Annotated in this window: 17 protein-coding genes; 10 read left to right on the forward strand and 7 right to left on the reverse strand. The window is 37.1% G+C overall.

Features of this window, described 5'->3' with window-relative positions; translation table 11 throughout:
* Positions 1-8: 8 nt before the first annotated feature.
* Together C1T31_RS12955 and scpA are read left to right on the forward strand one after the other, a co-directional pair.
* Complete coding sequence (locus C1T31_RS12955; RefSeq protein ID WP_103052939.1) at positions 9-695, forward strand: hypothetical protein; 687 nt, start codon at positions 9-11, stop codon at positions 693-695.
* A 12-nt stretch (positions 696-707) separates the two neighbouring features.
* Complete coding sequence (gene scpA / locus C1T31_RS12960; protein WP_103052940.1) at positions 708-2828, forward strand: methylmalonyl-CoA mutase; 2121 nt, start codon at positions 708-710, stop codon at positions 2826-2828.
* 86 nt (positions 2829-2914) lie between these two features.
* Here scpA and C1T31_RS12965 read toward each other — a convergent pair whose 3' ends face one another.
* The gene (locus tag C1T31_RS12965) at positions 2915-5680 is read right to left on the reverse strand and encodes a M16 family metallopeptidase (RefSeq protein WP_103052941.1); all 2766 of its coding nucleotides are present in this window, start codon (positions 5678-5680) and stop codon (positions 2915-2917) included.
* A gap of 112 nt (positions 5681-5792) precedes the next feature.
* Between C1T31_RS12965 and C1T31_RS12970 the strand changes: the two genes are divergently transcribed.
* From C1T31_RS12970 to C1T31_RS13005, 8 genes are all read left to right on the forward strand, one after another.
* Positions 5793-6677, forward strand: a complete 885-nt coding sequence (locus C1T31_RS12970) for an SDR family oxidoreductase (protein WP_103052989.1) — start codon at positions 5793-5795, stop codon at positions 6675-6677.
* Between the two features lie 113 nt (positions 6678-6790).
* The gene (locus C1T31_RS12975) at positions 6791-7555 is read left to right on the forward strand and encodes a ParA family protein (protein WP_103052942.1); all 765 of its coding nucleotides are present in this window, start codon (positions 6791-6793) and stop codon (positions 7553-7555) included.
* Positions 7556-7557: 2 nt separating this feature from the next.
* Entirely contained in the window at positions 7558-8460 is a 903-nt protein-coding gene (locus tag C1T31_RS12980; RefSeq protein ID WP_103052943.1) for a ParB/RepB/Spo0J family partition protein, read from the forward strand.
* Positions 8450-9040, forward strand: coding sequence for a DUF5683 domain-containing protein (locus C1T31_RS12985; protein ID WP_103052944.1), 591 nt, complete (start codon positions 8450-8452; stop codon positions 9038-9040). The genes C1T31_RS12980 and C1T31_RS12985 overlap by 11 nt, the downstream gene beginning before the upstream one ends.
* A 3-nt stretch (positions 9041-9043) precedes the next feature.
* On the forward strand, positions 9044-9745 hold the full coding sequence (gene dapB / locus C1T31_RS12990) for a 4-hydroxy-tetrahydrodipicolinate reductase (RefSeq protein WP_103052945.1): 702 nt from the start codon (positions 9044-9046) through the stop codon (positions 9743-9745).
* 65 nt (positions 9746-9810) lie between these two features.
* Entirely contained in the window at positions 9811-11535 is a 1725-nt protein-coding gene (gene lepB, locus C1T31_RS12995; protein WP_103052946.1) for a signal peptidase I, read from the forward strand.
* 32 nt (positions 11536-11567) lie between these two features.
* Positions 11568-12191 carry a WbqC family protein gene (locus C1T31_RS13000; RefSeq protein WP_103052947.1) on the forward strand — a complete coding sequence of 208 codons (624 nt, stop codon included), beginning with the start codon at positions 11568-11570 and terminating at the stop codon, positions 12189-12191.
* A complete protein-coding gene (locus C1T31_RS13005; RefSeq protein ID WP_103052948.1) occupies positions 12191-12499 on the forward strand; it encodes a DUF6122 family protein in 309 nt (102 codons plus the stop codon). The genes C1T31_RS13000 and C1T31_RS13005 overlap by 1 nt, the downstream gene beginning before the upstream one ends.
* Here the strand turns inward: C1T31_RS13005 and C1T31_RS13010 are convergent.
* The 6 genes from C1T31_RS13010 to C1T31_RS13035 are packed head-to-tail and all read right to left on the reverse strand — an operon-like array spanning position 12488 to position 17535.
* Entirely contained in the window at positions 12488-13510 is a 1023-nt protein-coding gene (locus tag C1T31_RS13010; RefSeq protein ID WP_103052949.1) for an endonuclease/exonuclease/phosphatase family protein, read from the reverse strand. The two genes, C1T31_RS13005 and C1T31_RS13010, sit on opposite strands and share 12 nt — an antisense overlap.
* Before the next feature lie 2 nt (positions 13511-13512).
* Positions 13513-14397 (reverse strand): rhomboid family protein, encoded by an 885-nt coding sequence (locus C1T31_RS13015; protein ID WP_103052950.1) that lies wholly within the window; start codon positions 14395-14397, stop codon positions 13513-13515.
* Positions 14397-15173: a rhomboid family intramembrane serine protease gene (locus tag C1T31_RS13020; RefSeq protein WP_165780113.1), complete on the reverse strand. Its 777-nt coding sequence runs from the start codon at positions 15171-15173 to the stop codon at positions 14397-14399. The genes C1T31_RS13015 and C1T31_RS13020 overlap by 1 nt, the downstream gene beginning before the upstream one ends.
* A 9-nt stretch (positions 15174-15182) precedes the next feature.
* Positions 15183-17036 (reverse strand): DNA mismatch repair endonuclease MutL, encoded by a 1854-nt coding sequence (gene mutL, locus C1T31_RS13025; RefSeq protein ID WP_103052952.1) that lies wholly within the window; start codon positions 17034-17036, stop codon positions 15183-15185.
* Positions 17036-17320, reverse strand: coding sequence for a riboflavin synthase subunit beta (locus C1T31_RS13030; RefSeq protein WP_103052953.1), 285 nt, complete (start codon positions 17318-17320; stop codon positions 17036-17038). Before C1T31_RS13030 ends, mutL begins: the two co-directional genes overlap by 1 nt.
* 8 nt (positions 17321-17328) lie before the next feature.
* A complete protein-coding gene (locus C1T31_RS13035; protein WP_103052954.1) occupies positions 17329-17535 on the reverse strand; it encodes a hypothetical protein in 207 nt (68 codons plus the stop codon).
* Positions 17536-17553 lie beyond the last annotated feature (18 nt).

Genomic DNA, 17553 nt, shown 5'->3' on the forward strand with positions numbered 1-17553 from the left:
CAAACACAATGAAAACATTATTAAAATTAACCGTTATTGTAATATGTCTATCATTTTATGGTTGTAAAAACGAAAAATCAACTGCCACATTTACTGACTATAAGTATACCGATACTGAAAACGTTTTAAACTGCACCGATGTAGACACTAAACTTTACAACGAGGCACTTTTGTCTTTTGAAGAAGATATCATCAAAGCCTTCAACCCTCGAAATAATGACCCAAGAGTTGCCTACTCAACATTTTTCAGAAGCTTGCTAGGTAATCGAGTTGATTTTCAATCTGTAGCATCACCACACACCATGAAAGTTTTTGAAGCCTTGAAAGGACAATCTAACTTATGGAATAGTGATAATACCATTAATTATAAGGCGCCTATTTTCAAATGCTTGAGTAGTAATTTCAAAAACCAAAGTTTAGCTACCACTTTTAATGCTTTGGTTGAAACCAATAGTATGCGTCTGGACTTAATTGGAGCGCCTCTTCAAAAAGAAATTAAAAATGCTAATTCAGATAGGTATTTATCTATGTACATAGCTTTAGATATGTATTATGCTAACTTGTTCAAGGTTGATCCAACTAAAGTAACCGAGAAACCGGCTATTGAAGAAACCACATTACAAACCACCCCAAGTAAACCAACCATGCAACAAAAACCAGCTGATGATCCTCATGCAGGACATAACCACGACTAATAAATAAAATTCATGACCCGTAAAAACCTTCAGCATATCAAATTAGAATCCAATAAAACCCAATCGGAATCAGACAGATCATTATTTATGACTGCTGAGGATATTCCGGTACAGTCCACATATTCTAAAGCGGATTTAAAAGACATTGAACATCTAAATTTTGTGGCAGGAATTGCGCCCAATTTGCGTGGTCCCTACTCTACCATGTATGTCCGTAGACCTTGGACCATTAGGCAATATGCTGGTTTCTCAACGGCCGAAGAAAGTAACGCTTTTTACAGACGCAATTTAGCAGCAGGACAAAAAGGTCTCTCCGTGGCATTCGATTTAGCAACCCACAGAGGCTATGATTCCGATCATGAACGGGTGGTTGGTGATGTTGGTAAAGCAGGTGTCGCAATCGATTCGGTTGAGGATATGAAAATTCTATTCGATCAGATTCCATTGGATAAAATGTCCGTTTCCATGACCATGAACGGTGCCGTGTTACCTATTATGGCATTCTATATTGTAGCTGCCGAAGAACAAGGCGTTAAACCAGAGCAATTGGCTGGAACCATCCAAAATGATATTCTCAAGGAATTTATGGTTCGGAATACCTATATTTATCCGCCAACGCCTTCCATGAAAATTATTTCGGATATTTTTGAATATACCAGTCAGAATATGCCCAAATTCAACAGTATCAGTATTTCGGGTTATCACATGCAAGAAGCTGGTGCTACCTGTGATATTGAATTGGCCTACACCCTTGCTGATGGTTTGGAGTACATCAGAAAAGGACTGGATGCAGGTATGGACATTGATACATTTGCACCACGCTTGTCATTTTTCTGGGCAATAGGTATGAACCATTTCATGGAAATTGCCAAAATGCGTGCTGCTCGGATGCTATGGGCCAAGCTGGTAAAACAATTCAATCCTAAAAATGAAAAATCACTGACATTGCGAACCCATTGCCAAACATCGGGTTGGAGTTTAACCGAGCAAGATCCTTTTAATAATGTGGCAAGAACCACCATTGAAGCTGCCGCTGCAGCCTTTGGTGGGACCCAAAGTTTACATACCAACGCCTTGGATGAGGCTATTGCCCTACCAACCGATTTTTCGGCTCGTATTGCCAGAAATACACAAATTTACTTACAGGAAGAAACTCATATAACCAAAACAGTCGATCCTTGGGCAGGCAGTTATTATGTTGAAAAATTAACGCATGATATTGCTCAAAAAGCCTGGGAACTCATACAGGAAATTGAAGATTTGGGTGGTATGACCAAAGCCATTGAAGCCGGTATTCCAAAAATCAGAATCGAGGAAGCTGCCGCACGTAAACAGGCGCGTATTGATTCAGGTCAGGACATTATCGTTGGCGTTAATAAATACCGTTTAGAGGAAGAAGATCCCATTGCTACTTTAGAAGTTGACAACCAAACGGTTCGCAACCAACAAATTGAGCGACTAAACAACATTAAAGCATCGCGGAATGCTGACAAAGTTGGTAATGCCTTATCGAAATTAACCAAAGCCGCACAAACAGGACAAGAAAATTTATTAGCTTTAGCTGTTGAAGCTGCCAGAGAGCGTGCCACATTAGGTGAAATAAGTGACGCTTTAGAGGTTGCTTTTGGGCGTTATAAAGCACAGATTAAATCATTTTCAGGCGTGTATAGTAAAGAAATTAAAGACGACGAATCGTTTAAAAAAGCCAAAGAATTGGCCGATAAATTTGCCGAGCAAGATGGTAGGCGACCTCGTATAATGATTGCCAAAATGGGTCAGGATGGTCATGACCGAGGTGCCAAAGTCGTGGCTACAGGTTATGCCGATGTTGGTTTTGATGTAGATATTGGCCCTTTATTTCAAACACCACAGGAAGCTGCCAAACAAGCGGTAGAAAACGATGTCCATATATTAGGAGTTTCCTCATTAGCAGCAGGACACAAAACGCTTGTACCACAAGTTATTGAAGCACTTAAGGCTTATGGGCGTGATGATATTATGGTGATTGTTGGTGGTGTCATACCCAAACAAGATTACCAGTTTCTGTTTGATGCTGGAGCGATTGCTGTGTTTGGGCCAGGAACCAAAATTAGTGATGCTGCGATTAAGATTTTAGAAATTTTGATTGATTGATTTCATTGTAGAATACAATTTAAAACATATAAAAAGCCAACCTTTAAAAAGGTTGGCTTTGTTGTTGTTAAAGGCTTCAATTTTAACTAGTCAACCTTTTTATCTTCATTTTTTATTTCCATTTTTTCAAAATCGCCTGCATTGGTTACAGTCCATTCTTCAAATGGTTTGAAATACTTTTTAATAGCAGCATTAACATCAGCAACCGTCAAACTTTTTACTTTTTCCTCCAGTTGCTTCTGGAATGTCATATCACGATCATAATACAAATTTGTTCCTATCAAACCGGCTAACTCACCATCTTTGGCACGAGAAACACTCTGCTCTTCTACCCAACCATTTATGGTGGTATTGAGTTCTTCTTGAGTAATGCCATCTTTAATGAATCTAGCTATTTCTTCCTCAAAACCTTGCTGAACCTTTGCTGCATTTTCGGGTGCATAAATAGCATATACGAAAGCAGAGGAATTGTTATCCTTGCTATCATTGTCAATATTTACTGCACCACCAGCACCATAACTCACACCATCTTGTTGACGCAATCTATTAGCAATTCTAGAAGACAAAAAGCCACCTCCTAAAATTTCGCCTGCAACTTGCAGAGCCGCATAATCTTCATCTTCCCTACTCACTTCCATAGCAAGCATTCCAAAAGATATGGCATTTTTCTTATCAGGTGTTTTAATGCTTTCATTAGCTGTTGTATTGTCATGATAAGGATTTTGAATAGCCACATAAGGATGATTGCTCTTAAAATCACTGAAATGGGTCTCAAAATAATTTTTCAGTTTAGCTTCATCAATATTACCTATCGCTACTACAGATGCATTATCTGATATACCATAAAACTCGTCATGATAAGCCATTAAATCGGCTACCGTTACAGCTTTTATGGCGTCAATTTCCTCATCTATGGTCATGTTGTAATTGGGATGACCTTTAGGATAATGTTGATTTAACAGCCCCATCTCACGAATAGCCAAAAACTGCGGATCCGTTTTATTTTGCTCCAAATTGGCTAAATCCTGTGTCTTTAATTTCTCTAATTCTGTTTCATCAAAAACAGGGTTTTTTAGTAAATCAGTCATGACATCTAATGTTGCCATTAAATTTTCTTCTGTGGTATTGATTGTGGCATTAATCCTTCCATTGGAGCTCCCTACAGATACCGAGGACTTTAAAGCACTCAATTCATCTTCAATATCCTGTCTTGATTTGGTGGTTGTTCCCTTATTCAGCATACGTCCTGTATAACTGGCTATTTTCCCTTTGTTCATAAAATCGTCAACCTCACCGTTGCGTATGGTAAATCTCAAGGTTACGGTTTTACCTCTATTGTCTTTTTTAATGAACCCATATTCTATGGGTGTTTTTTGCATGACTCCAGTATCTAATCTGTTTTGGATATTATCATAGGATACATCAAAGGCCTCACCAGCATCAAAGCCTTCTTTACCTTTGTAATTGGTAACCAATTCTGTCACACCTTCGGTATGCTCTATAGCTACTCGAATAGGTGTTTTTGTTGGCATAAATAATCCAACTGTTCTATTAGTATTTATTAAATAACGTTGTACGGCAGCATTCACTTTTTCTAAAGTCATGTCTTCTATTCTATCGCGATGGATGAATGACAAACGCCAGTCTCCAGCTCCAATAAATTCACTCATATAGGTACCCAGATATGATGAATTTCTAGAAATTTGATCAATTTGTTTTAACAGATTTGCTTTAGCACGGCTTAATTCAGCATCCGTAATTGGATTTTTAGACATATCATCCAAAACGCCTAATAAGGTTTCTTCAGCAACATTCAATGATTTATCCGAAGGCACATTCACATTGATATACAGAAATGAAGGTTCTTTGGTAAATGGTGAAAATGACCAAATTCCAGATGCTTTTTTCTCATCAACCAAAGCTTTGTATAATCTGCCAGATGGTTCATCGGTCAAAACCTCTTCAGCAATGGCCATGGCTGCATAATCCTCATGTGAACCTGCTGGAATGTGATACAATGCTGATGCAATTTGCAAATCACCAACGCGACTCAATACAACGCGACGCTCACCATCTTGAGGCGGTTCGATAGTTGGAATATCTTTTAATGGTATTTCTGGGTTTTTCAAACCGCCGAATTTGTTCTCAATTAATGCCAGAGTTTTTTCTGTATCAAATTTTCCTGTTACCATCAAAACAGCATTATCTGGGCGATAGTATTTTTTGTAAAATGCTTGCAAATTTTCAATGGGTACACGTTCAATGTCGGAACGATTTCCAATGGTAGATTGTCCGTAATTATGCCATAAATACGCAGCACTAATGACATTTTTCATCAAGACGCTAGAAGGCGAGTTTTCACCACTTTCAAATTCATTTCTAACAACAGAAAATTCAGATTGTAAATCTTCATTTGCAATAAAAGAATTCATCATTCTGTCAGACTCTAAATCTAAGGCCCATTCCAAATTTTCATCAGTTGCATTAAAGGTTTCAAAATAATTGGTACGATCATACCAAGTTGTTCCATTAGGTCTAGCACCATGGGATGTTAGTTCTTCAGGAATATTTGGATGGTTTGGCGTCCCTTTGAACACCATGTGTTCTAATAAATGCGCCATACCTTTTTCACCATATCCTTCGTGTCTTGAGCCTACCTTGTAGGTAATATTAACAGTTATAGTTTGCGCTGAATTATCAGGAAATAATAAGACCTTTAGTCCATTATCAATCATATACTCCGTGATACCTTCAACACTTGCAGTCTGTTTCATTTGAGCTTGTCCAAATAATGTACAACCCATAAAAGCAATTACTACGAGTGTTTGTTTCAATAAGTGTGATTTTTTCATAATTTATTTTGATTAATTCCCATAAAGATAAAACATCTTTTGCGATATATCATGTTAATCCATGAACAGTTCATTTTTTATTAATTACTTTTACAAAAAGTCAACTTTTCTTATGGAATTCACAAAAAAAATGCTTCGAGATGACGCCTTAAAAGGCAAAACCATTATTGTAACGGGTGGTGGTTCTGGTTTGGGCAAAGCCATGACCAAATACTTTCTGGAATTGGGCGCTCATGTTGCTATCACGTCTAGAAATTTGGAAAAACTGGAAAACACAGCCAAAGAATTGGAAGCCGAAACCGGTAGCACTTGTTTACCCTTGCAATGTGATGTCCGCCATTATGATCAAGTGGAAGCTATGCGTGATGCCGTGATTGCAAAATTTGGTAAAATTGATGTTTTATTGAACAATGCTGCAGGAAACTTCATCTCACCAACCGAGCGTTTATCGGCCAATGCCTTTGATACCATTATTGACATTGTTTTAAAAGGTACCAAGAACTGCACCTTGGCTATTGGTAAACACTGGATAGACACCAAACAAACCAATACTGTCGTTTTGAACATTGTGACAACCTATTCTTGGACAGGTTCGGCCTATGTGGTACCAAGTGCAGCTGCCAAAGCAGGCGTGCTGGCCATGACCCGTAGTTTGGCGGTTGAATGGGCCAAGTATGGCATGCGTTTTAATGCCATTGCTCCAGGACTATTTCCAACCAAAGGCGCTTGGGACAGACTGTTACCTGGTAACTTGAAGGACAAATTTGATATGGCTAAAAAAGTGCCTCTAAATCGTGTCGGTGAGCATCAGGAATTGGCGAACTTGGCAGCTTATTTGGTTTCCGATTTTTCGGCTTATGTCAATGGTGAAGTCATTACCATAGATGGTGGCGAGTGGCTAAAAGGTGCCGGAGAGTTCAATCTACTGGAAGATATACCACAAGATATGTGGGACCAATTGGAAGCGATGATTCGCAGTAAAAAAAGTAAATCTTAAACCAAATTTCCGGCTATTTTTTAACCGAAAATGTTTAACGTTTGTTAACAACTTACGTTTTCAAAACCCACAAATAATTGTATTTTTACGCGTATTAAAACCAAATCAATTTAATGGGTAAAATCATAGCAATTGCTAACCAAAAAGGCGGTGTTGGAAAAACAACCACTTCGGTAAATTTAGCCGCTTCATTGGGTGTTCTTGAAAAAAAAGTCCTGCTAATAGATGCAGACCCACAAGCCAATGCCACATCAGGTTTGGGCATAGATGTCGAAACCGTGGAAATAGGAACCTACCAACTATTGGAACATACTAATAGCGCCAAAGATGCTATTGTAAAAAGTGATACACCAAACCTAGATATTATTCCCGCACACATCGACCTGGTTGCTATTGAAATAGAATTAGTGGATAAAGATGAGCGCGAATACATGCTCAAAAAAGCCATTGAATCTGTAAAAGACGACTATGACTTCATACTTATAGACTGTGCACCTTCATTGGGATTACTGACCCTAAATGCACTAACAGCAGCTGATGCGGTGATAATCCCCATTCAGTGTGAATATTTTGCATTGGAAGGATTGGGTAAATTATTGAATACCATCAAAAGTGTTCAAAAAGTCCACAATTCGCAATTGGATATTGAAGGCTTGTTATTAACCATGTATGATTCGCGTTTACGACTATCCAATCAGGTGGTTGAAGAAGTCCAAAAACATTTTAATGACATGGTATTTCAAACAATCATTCAAAGAAATGTGCGTTTGAGTGAAGCACCAAGTTATGGTGAAAGTATCATAAATTATGATGCCAGTAGCAAAGGTGCCAGTAATTACTTAAGTTTGGCAAAAGAAATCATTAATAAAAACTCCTAATTATGGCGAAGGCAACCAAGAAACAAGCATTAGGTAGAGGTTTATCAGCATTACTAAAAGATCCTGCGAATGATATTACTTCGGTTCAGGATAAGCATGCGGATCAGGTTATTGGAAATATTGTCGAGTTGGACATTGACGCCATAGAAATTAATCCGTTTCAGCCACGAACCAATTTTAATGAGGAATCCCTTCGTGAATTGGCATCGTCTATCAAGGAATTGGGAGTTATTCAGCCAATTACAGTCAGAAAATTAAATTTCAATAAATTTCAACTGGTTTCTGGTGAGCGTCGTTTTAGAGCCTCCAAATTAATCGGATTGGAAACTATTCCAGCTTACATTCGTATTGCCAACGATCAGGAATCTTTGGAAATGGCCTTGGTTGAAAACATTCAACGTCAGGATTTAGATCCTATTGAAATAGCTCTATCCTATCAACGCTTAATTGATGAAATAAACCTGACCCAAGAGCAAATGAGTGATCGAGTTGGTAAAAAACGATCAACCATTGCCAATTATTTGCGATTGCTAAAACTAGACCCTATCATCCAAACAGGTATGCGAGATGGTTTTATTAGCATGGGTCATGGTAGAGCTATCATAAATATTGAAGACCAAAGCCAGCAATTGGATATTTACGAGAAGATTATCACCAATAAGCTTTCCGTTAGAGAAACAGAAGCTTTGGTACGTAATTTTCAAACTGATAAACAACCAGCTAAAACTAAAGAAGCTGTTGAAATCCCTAAATACATCAAAAAAGGTGTTAAGGATTTTTCGGATTACTTTGGTCATAAAATCGATGTGAAGGTCTCAAAAAATGGCAAAGGCAATATTACCATTCCGTTTCATTCCGAAGAAGATTTCAATCGAATAATTAAACTGATTAAGCGTGCTAAATAGGTTTCTAATAGCGCTTTCCCTCTTCACCTTCTGTTCCTTCAATGCTTTTGCTCAAGAGGACGAGAAACAGGAAGATAAAAAGGAATCAACTGAAACACTTCAAGTAGAAGCCGCGACAGTTATCAGAGATCCTATTGATCCGTTGGCACCTGCACGTGCTGCCTTTTATTCTGCTGTGTTGCCAGGACTTGGTCAGGCCTACAATAAAAAATATTGGAAAATTCCTATTGTATATGCCGGTTTAGGGATTGGCATGTATTTCTATTTAGACAACGATAAGGAATACAATCGGTATAGAGATGCCTATAAACGCCGTTTAGCGGGATTTGAGGACGATGAGTTTTTTGGAACCGTAACGGATGATGGACTGCGTGAAGCTCAAAAAACCTTACGCCGAAATAAAGAAATATCCTTATTGGTAACCATAGGTATTTATGCCCTAAATATTATTGATGCCAATGTGGATGCGCATCTGATGCAATATAACGTTGATGAAAATCTGTCGTTGAGACCCCATTATAAAATCAATGAATTTGACAATACTGGTGATTTGGGATTAACTGTTAATTTTAAATTTTAGGTTATGAAAATCGCATTACTGGGATATGGGAGAATGGGAAAAATTATTGAGCGTGTTGCTCTTGAGCGTGGTCATGAAATCGTCATCAAAACTTCGGAAGAAGGTGGTTATGACATACAAGATGCCGATATTGCCATTGACTTTAGTGTGCCAACAGCAGCCTTTTTCAACATTGTTAATTGTTTCAAACATCAAGTGCCTGTTGTTTCAGGTACGACAGGTTGGTTGCACAATTACAAAAAAGCCCTTAAAATCTGCGAAGATGAAAAAGGCGCTTTTATCTATGCATCCAATTTTAGTCTAGGAGTCAATATATTTTTTGAATTGAATTCTCATTTAGCCAAACTAATGAATGGTCTAAAGCAGTATACTGTTGCAATGGAAGAAATTCACCATACACAAAAACTGGACGCGCCCAGTGGAACAGCCATTACATTGGCTGAATCCATTATAGAAAAAAATGACGCTTACGGCAATTGGAAATTAAATGAAGCATCCATAGGCAACATCCCCATTCACGCTAAACGCATTCCAGATGTGCCTGGCACACATGCCATTACCTACAACAGCCCAACAGACAGTATAAAAATAGAACACATAGCACATAATCGTGAAGGATTTGCTCTAGGAGCCGTAATAGCTGCTGAATGGTTATTGGGCAAAACAGGCGTCTACACTATGAAAGATGTGTTAAATATTGGTTAAGATGACTTATTTTGGTAACATTAAGAGCAAACTTGACCACTAATACAGACAATAAAATTTAGGATATGACATTGACACAATTATTTATCGTTTTCTTGATCATTCAGGTTATCCACGGATTAGGAACTTGGAAATTATATGTGAAAGCAGGCAGACAAGCATGGGAAGCCTTTGCTCCTGTGTACAATGCCGTGGTTTTAATGAAAATAATCAACCGCCCTTGGTACTGGGTAATTTTATTATTCCTACCCATAGTGAACCTCATTATGTTCCCAGTAGTTTGGGTTGAAACCGCCAGAAGCTTTGGAAAACATTCAGCTGTTGACACGTTGCTGGCCATTGTAACCCTTGGTTTTTACAACTACTACCTAAACTATGCTTTAGATTTAGAACACATTAAAGATCGGGATTTACATCCCAGAACCTCATTGGGTGATTGGGTGAGTTCCATTCTCTTTGCAATTGTTGCAGCCACCATTGTACATACATATTTTATTCAGCCATATACCATTCCAACCTCATCGCTGGAGAAATCCCTGTTGGTTGGTGACTTTTTGTTTGTGAGTAAGTTTCATTATGGCGCGCGTGTTCCCATGACTGCTGTGGCGGCACCCATGGTTCATGATACCATACCTGTTTTAAAGAAAAAATCATACTTATATAACGACCATGATAAAAATGCCTTTGTCAATAAATTATCGCTTCCGTATTTAAGGATTCCTGGCTTTCAAAAAATAAAACATAATGACATTGTGGTTTTTAACTGGCCGGCAGACTCCTCTTACAGTATGGCTGTGAACCACCCTGACAGAAAATATGATAAGCCTATTGATAAAAAAACCAACTATGTAAAGCGTTGTGTTGGTTTACCTGGCGATTCACTACAAATAAAAGATGGCTTTGTTTATATTAATGGTCAGCAAAATGTCTTACCTGATCGTGCGAAATTGCAGTTTTTCCATACTGTCGAAACCAAGTCTGATATCAGCCAAAATTTTCTGGATAAATATGGTATCACCGAGTTCACTCGAGTGTTTTCACTACCAACCAATGTATGGGACGATACACGTGTGCAAGATTTTTTAAGCACAAACAACACACATTTAGATATTGTTTACAAGGATAGCACGAATGTTCATGTGGTTGGCCAAATGAGTCAAACGGCCTTTGATAGACTCAAATTCAGTTTTGTTAATAATAAAATCAGTGCAAATGCCACTTTAGAGTTAGCTGAACAAATGAAAGCGGACCCCAATGTGGTTTCAATAGTCAAAAATAATTCCAAAACACGAGACAGCGGTATATTCCCTCATGACCCAAATTATAATTGGAATAATGACAACTTTGGCCCCATGTATATACCGCAACAAGGAGCCACAGTTGTCTTAAATTTAGAGGTATTGCCACTCTATAAGCGAATCATTACGGAGTATGAAAATAACACCATTCAGGTTAAGGGTAATCAAATTTTTATCAATGGTGAATTGGCGCCTAATTACACCTTTAAAAAAGATTATTACTGGATGATGGGTGACAACAGACACAATTCTTTGGATGCGCGGTCTTGGGGATTTGTTCCATTTGACCATGTCGTTGGAAAACCGGTGTTTATTTGGATGAGCTGGAATACCAATGGCAAAGGTATTAAAGAAAAAATCCGTTGGGAGCGTTTGTTTACCACTGTAAATGGAAGTGGCGAACCTGTCTCCTATTTGATTCCGTTTTTAGTCTTATTAGCCGCATGGTTTGGATTCAGTAAATTTAGAAAGCGTAAAAAAGCGCAGGCTTAAATACCAAATCTAAATAGAATACCCGTTTTTTTATGAGTGATATTTTAATTCACCCAACTTATTTTCCAAACATAGCGCATTTTTCGGCTATGGTTCAAGCGGATACCGTTACTTTTGAATGGGATGATAATTTTCAGAAGCAAACCTATAGAAATCGTTGTTATGTTTACGGTGCCAATGGAAAACTGTCCTTGAATATTCCGGTTATCCACACACAAAAAAAACGTCAAAAATATCGAACGGTCAAAATTCAAAACTCCGAAAAATGGCAACGCAATCATTGGAAATCTTTGGAATCGGCTTACAGAACCTCACCTTATTTTGAGTTCTACGAAGATGAATTAAAGTTCTTATTTGAAACACCTGTTGATAATCTGTATGATTTCAACCTCACCTGTATTGAAACCATTTGCGACTGTCTTCAAATTGATTTAAAAACTGATAAATCGGTTACCTATGAAAAAACATCAACTACTGAAACCGACTTTCGTTTTCTGGTAAATGCCAAGCAAGAAACCACTATGCCTTTTGATAATTATATACAGGTTTTTGCTGATAAGCATGGATTCATTGGGAACTTGAGTATTTTGGACTTGCTGTTCAATGAAGGTCCAAACAGTATCAACTATTTGGAATCCCAAAATATTCCCATCTAATGTGGCAGGTTGTTATTCACTATGGTATTCATTTTATAGTGCCTCTTTTGGTTGCTTTGTTATTTTTTAAATCTATTTGGGTTAAGGCCTATTTGATTATGATAGCCTGTATGCTTATTGATTTAGACCATTTACTAGCCAGTCCTATTTTTGATGCCAACAGATGCAGTATTAACTTCCATCCGCTGCATAGTTACTATGCTATTGGTGTATACTTATTATTATTGTTTTTTAAAAAAACCCGAATATTGGGACTTGGTTTAGCTATTCATATTTTAGCTGATTGGGTAGATTGCTTACTCATGTAATTTGAATCGCGCCATAATAGGATAATGATCCGAAAGTTTATTGTCAAATGTTTTAAAGGAAGTCAACTCCAGTTCCGAATTGTAAAAAATATAGTCTATTCGTACAGGGAAAAACTTGAATTCATAGGTACGACCAAAACCATTTCCGGCTTCCTTAAAGGCATCCTCTAATTCACCTTTAATTTCCTTATACACATAGGAAAAAGCGGTATTATTAAAGTCGCCACAAATAACCATTTTATAAGGGCATTGTGCTTTATGGGTTAAGAACAATTCTGTTTGTTCCTGCTGCATTTCAAACGTTTTTTCAACGCGCTTCAATAATCGTTCGGAGTCCTCCTGATTCAATTCCACTTTGGTATCAATTTTCAATGATTGCAAGTGAATATTATATATTCGGATCGTATCTGATGCCTTAACAATATCTACAAAAATGGCATTATTAGATGTTTCAGGAAATTCAACAGAGCCTGAATTCACAATAGGATATTGCGAAAAAATAGCCTGTCCATATTTGGTTTTTCGTCCCGATAATTTTTCGTACTTATATTTAAAAAAAGACAAATCGATATTTTCATGTGGATGGTATTCCTGAATACTCAATACATCGGGCGATTTATCTTTTAAGAAATCTACAATGTTTGTTTCGATACCTTTTTCCGATATCCAATTGTACAAATTAAACAAGCGGACATTAAAATTCATGACATCCAATTGACTGTCATGCACGTCATTATTTGATGATGAAAACTTGTACAGCGACCCAAAACTTAAATAACCAATAACCAAAACCAGTAAAGATATCAGCATTTGTTTTTTTAACTTAATCAACCAATACAATAGAAATAACATGTTGATTACGATAAGAAAAGGGACTCCTAAACTCAAAACTGACAGTAGTGCAAAAGATTTTGGCGGCACAAACGGTAATACATAAGATAGCAGTAAAACAAAAGCTAATAGACCATTTACTAGGTAGATAATCTTGTCTATTAACTTGAGATTTTTCATAACTATTTACCAGCTTTAAATAGAAACTCTTTTTCTTCCTTGGTTAAACTATCATAACCACTTTTACTGATTTTATCTAAAATGAGGTCTATTTTTTTCTGCTTATTAAACTCATTAAATTCAGCTTTAGTATAACCTGCTACTTTACTAGATTTGTTTTTGTGAACCGTTTTCAATGGTGATTTTTGACTGTGCTTAAAGATATTGGCGAAGCTATCCATCATTTTTTCAAACCCTTTTCCAATGTCGGTTCCTTTCAATAATTGTTTACCATAAAAATATCCTAAAACAGCACCGCCTAAATGCGCTAAATTACCACCAGCATTACCCTGAACAGGATCACTGATTCCAGCAACAACACCTAAAATATCAAAAACAACTACGGCTACCCCAATATACCATAGTTTGATTTTAAATGTAAACAAACGTACTTCCATGCTAGGCATATAAGCACATAAAAATATCAATAAGGCTCTAATGGCTGCAGAGGCTCCAATTAATGTGGTTCCATATTTGAATACATCAGGAAAAAGGTTGTAACCAAGCAGAAAAATGAGTCCTCCAAAAATGGCTCCCAAAAAATAAACATTCAGACCCAACTTGGTATTAAATAAATTCGAGAACATACCACCAATAAAATACAACCAAATCATGTTGAACAAAAAGTGCCAAAAGCCATAATGTACAAAAGAATAGGTAAGTAAGCTCCAGGGCTGTACTATAAAGTCTGAAATGTCACTGGGTAATTCAAACCAATTCAGTCCAAACTGAAAAAGGTTTTTGAGCAAGAGGCCAACAATGAATAAAATAAAATTAACGACTATGAGTTTCTCATACACATTGAGTCGTTGTAATTTGTCTTTTATGTCATGATTTAAACTGGTCACTATCTATCCCATCGATTTTTGTTAAACTGAGTTTTTTTCCAGTACCACATCATTAAAAAACCAGTCAGTGCACCTCCAATATGTGCCATATAAGCGGTGTTACTTGGACTAAAGAATGATTGACCTGTAATGGCTGAAATCAAATCCAAAATAATAATACCAGGAATAAAATACTTGGCTTTAATTGGGATGGGTAAAAAAATGAGCATTAATTTAGATTCAGGATACATCATGCCAAAAGCTACTAAAACACCCATGATAGCTCCCGAAGCTCCAACCATTGTACTATTGAATACAGTTATAAAACTCGACAATTTATCAGTTGAAAGATGATTTGCCCAACGTGTATCATACATAGCATATCCAGACTTCAGAGTCTCTAAAGTTTGCGCCTGATCAAAGCCAGCTTCATTTAGGATATTCAATCCCGAATAAAATTGATAATAATAATACCCTATCATGACGAGTGCTGCTCCCAAGCCCGAGGATATGTAAAAGAATAGGAATTTTTTACTACCAAAACGCTGCTCTACTGCCGTACCGAACATCCAAAGCGCAAACATATTAAAGAAAATATGCATAAATCCTCCATGCATGAACATGTGAGTTATAATTTGCCATGGCTGAAAGGCGGCATTCTTTGGGAAATGTAAGGCAAACCAATCATAAAAAACGGTGTTCTCACCAAAAGGAGCGCCGCCTATGGCAAGCGTACCAATAAACATAATAACGTTAATGATTATTAAATGCTTTACGGTATCGGTAATATTATTCAGCATAAACTTTTATAAAAACTTTTTATCCAACTCGTCAACCGTTAACGTAATAAACGTGGGTTTATTGGTTGGTGATACATTAGGTTCTTTGCAGCCGAATAAACTATTGACTAAATGCTCCTGCTCAACTGCTGTTAATGACTGCCCGGTTTTAATGGCCAAACTTTTAGCCATGGATTTAGCCAACATATCGGATGCACTAAAATGACTATCTGGAATCTCGTTTTGAATATCAGCAATCAATTGCTCCAAAACAACCGACACTTCACTGGCAGGCACATTAATGGGCACTCCAGTAATTTCAATGCTATCCTTTCCAAAATGTGAAAACACAAATCCTGTGTGTTCTAAATCTTCCTGAACATTTTGTAAAATACTAATTTCATCACTTGAGAAAAACAATTCGACTGGAAACAACAACTGCTGGCTCACACTTTCCTTTATGGTGATATGTTTTAACAAATCTTCATACAACACGCGTTGGTGAGCACGATATTGATCTATTAACAACATACCCGATTTTATATTACTCACAATATATTTATTGTGAACTTGATATGTGGATTGCGATGTTTCTGTTTGCTTGGAATCTTCAAATATACTTTCCGTTTGATGGTCACTTTCAAACTGCATCTCGCTAAAATCCTGATGTGAATGTGTTCCTTTAGATTCCAGTCCTACATACAAGCTTTCCCATGAAGCAGCAGGTTCCTTTCTAAAGGCTGTTCGCGTTCCTTTTCCGGAAACTTTCTCCTCCTGAAACGGATTAAACGTCGCATCAACCTCAACTTTTGGAAATTGAGCCTCCTTATCTTTGTAGTTATAAGGTGTATCTAAATTAGAATCACGCTCAAAATCTAAAACCGGAGCTATACTAAATTGCCCCAGACTATGCTTAACCGATGCCCTTAAAATAGCATATAAGGTCTGTTCATCATCAAATTTAATTTCAGTTTTTGTAGGGTGGATATTGATATCAATGCTTTGCGGATCCACTTCCAGATTCAGGAAATAACTAGCGTGAGTCCCATCTTTCAGCAAGCCTTCGAAAGCTGAATTTATGGCGTGATTTAAATATGCACTTTTGATAAACCGGTTATTCACGAAAAAAAACTGCTCACCTCTGGTTTTTTTAGCAAACTCGGGCTTTCCAACAAATCCTGAAACTTTTAGAACTTCCGTTTCTTCAGTTACAGGTACCAATTTCTCATTGGTTTTGTTTCCAAATATATTGACTATACGCTGTCTGTAATTACTTTCTGGCAAATTAAAAACCTCACTACCATTGTGATACATGACAAACGCGATGTTGGGATGCGCTAAAGCCACACGGTGAAACTCATCAATAACGTGACGCAATTCCACTGGATTGGACTTTAAAAAATTACGACGCGCAGGAATATTAAAAAAAAGATTTTTAACCGCTATAGAAGTTCCTTTTGGTGTCACCACTACCTCTTGTGATTTTACTTCACTGCCTTCAATGACAATTTCAGTCCCCACATCATCAGCTTCTTGTTTTGACTTCAACTCGACATGGGCAATTGCGGCAATACTGGCTAAAGCTTCCCCTCGAAAGCCTTTAGTATGCAACTGAAATAAATCTTCAGCACTGCGTATTTTGGAGGTTGCATGACGTTCAAAACTCAAACGCGCATCAGTAACACTCATACCTACACCATCATCTATAACCTGCACGAGTGTTTTTCCAGCGTCTTTTATCAGTAATTTAATTGTCGTTGCTTGGGCATCAATAGCATTTTCCAACAACTCCTTAACAACGGAAGCTGGTCTTTGAACCACCTCTCCTGCTGCAATTTGGTTGGCCACATGATCAGGAAGTAATTGTATGATATCTGCCATTAGCTTTTTGGAAAGAAAATTGACAAATCAAACCCTATGATAAACAGAAAGATTAAGACCAAAATACTCACAATAATCAACACGCGACGGTTAGCATTTTCATCAGCATTGTTTCGATAGTCATCCCAAGCTGAAACAAATTTATTCTTTAAGCCACCATTATTTCCAACAGTGGTTCTGAAATCATCAAACTTATGTTTGATTTCATAAGGGTTTCCTTCACCTTTATAATGTCTTGGAGTATAACTAAATTTTTTATTTTTTTTAGCCTTAAAAACACCCATAATCTTAATTATTCATATTGACTTAAAACATATATCACTACTAGTACAGTAATCAAAAACAAGACCAAAAATATTGGGGAACTAAAAAAGTTCTTTTTACGTGTTCTTGATTGTTTTAAGTTTTCCCATTCAGCTTTAATATTGGCATTACTAGTTTCAGTCACGTTATCTTGAAATCTTGGTTTATAATTAAAACGTCTCGCTGACTTTGCCAAAGTAATACCAATTATGAA

Origin of the sequence: Hanstruepera neustonica (assembly GCF_002895005.1) — a bacterium.
Taxonomy (GTDB): Bacteria; Bacteroidota; Bacteroidia; order Flavobacteriales; family Flavobacteriaceae; genus Hanstruepera; species Hanstruepera neustonica.